This is a genomic window from Paenochrobactrum pullorum, from assembly GCF_041929845.1.
Taxonomy (GTDB): Bacteria; Pseudomonadota; Alphaproteobacteria; order Rhizobiales; family Rhizobiaceae; genus Paenochrobactrum; species Paenochrobactrum pullorum.
This window is the reverse complement of sequence record NZ_JBHEEH010000045.1, coordinates 1-1,546: the sequence shown is the minus strand read 5'-3', so window position 1 is coordinate 1,546 and position 1,546 is coordinate 1. Positions and strand designations below refer to the sequence as shown.

At 49.4% G+C, this 1,546-nt stretch carries 2 pseudogenes; one reads left to right on the top strand and one right to left on the bottom strand.

Annotated features, from left to right (window positions below):
* Positions 1-126 precede the first annotated feature (126 nt).
* Positions 127-976, top strand: a pseudogene (locus JNC77_RS17530) (IS3 family transposase); the annotation flags it as partial.
* Here JNC77_RS17530 and JNC77_RS17525 read toward each other — a convergent pair.
* A pseudogene (locus JNC77_RS17525) lies at positions 958-1,149 on the bottom strand (transposase); the annotation flags it as partial. The pseudogenes JNC77_RS17530 and JNC77_RS17525 sit on opposite strands and share 19 nt — an antisense overlap.
* Positions 1,150-1,546: the final 397 nt, after the last annotated feature.

Below are 1,546 nucleotides of genomic sequence, written 5' to 3'. Positions count from 1 at the left end.
ACATGCCTGCACTCGACCAGCTTGTCAGAAATATCAAAAAACATCTTGCCAAACGGAGGCCGTCCACACATGCCCCGATAAAATGGAGGGATTTTCTGTTAATATTTCATACAACAGGAGACCCCTATGAGTAAAAGCAAGCGCCCCGTTATTACGGATGATTTCAAGAAAGAGGCTGTCCTGCTTATTGCAACTAACGGGCGGACAATCAGCCAGATCGCCGCGGACCTTGGAATTGGCCTCTCTACACTGACGCGTTGGAAACGCCAGTTTCATGAAGCTGATCTTTTAGCTGGGCCCCATGAGGATGTAACTAAAGAACTGGCGCGACTGCGCAAAGAAAACGAGATATTAAAACGCGCCGCAACTTTTTAGCCAAGGAGGGAAGTCGATGAAGTTTAAATTCATCGATGATGCGAAGAAGGAATTCCCCATCTATCGGCTCTGTTCAGGTCTTAGTGTCAGTGAAAGTAGCTATTTTGCCTGGAGAGGAGGTCCAGCCAGTTCCCGGCAGAACAGGGATATGATCTTATTGGTCCATATACGCTCTCAGTTTAAGACATCGCATGAAACCTACGGATCTCCACGCATACATGTAGAACTCCAGGAGGCTGGTATTGATGTTGGCGTCATCGCGTTGCGAGGCTTATGAGGGAAAATAAGCTGAAAGCTCTACAAAAACGGCGCTACAAGAAGACCACAGACAGCAACCATGCTGGTCTGATTGCCCCCAACCTTCTTGAACAGGGCTTTACATGCACTGGCCCAGATCAGAAATGGGGTGTTGATATCAGCTATATCTGGACCGCTGAGGGCTGGCTCTATCTGGCAATTGTGCTGGATTTATTCTCGCGGCGTATTGGCGGATGGGCAACAAGTGACAGGCTCAAAAAAGATCTGGCACTGATGGCTTTAAACCGTGCGATTGCTCTTCGCAGGCCAGCCTCTGGGCTGATCCAGCATTCGGATATCGGCCTGTCCGGCCTTCGATACGCGACCAAGCCATTCCTTTCCTCCGGAAGAATGTTGTTTCGGAACCAGGCTCAACCATGCTGCAAAACCTCGGCCATGTCTAAAGTTGTCCATCGGCGGTGCGAAAGCTTCAACGGCCAACGCACTCATCGGTTCTACTCCCGGCATAGTTTGCAAGCTTCGTGCCGAATCTGTCTGTGTCGCCAAAGAGGCGATCTGTTTGACCTTTGCTTCAATTCGTTGCGTTTTCTCGGCAATTTGACGCGAAAGGTCACGGCACTCCTAGCGAACCAGTTCTGGCAGATCGCTGTTGTCATCCTCGATGATCGTTTCAATCCGCTTCAGATGCCCGATCCCAGCCGGAATTGGGTGACCAAACTCGCAGAGGACTGTAAGCGGTGTTTAAGCCCCAACTATTTTTCGTTTTTCTGATCTGTCATTGAGATTTCGCCAATATACATAGCGGAGTTTCTCCATGGAGCCTCGAATAGAGTTTCTCACAACAGATCAGAGTAAGTGTGGTAAACATCGTCAGTGGTCGACCGATTTAAAGGCGCGGATTGTTTCGGAAAGC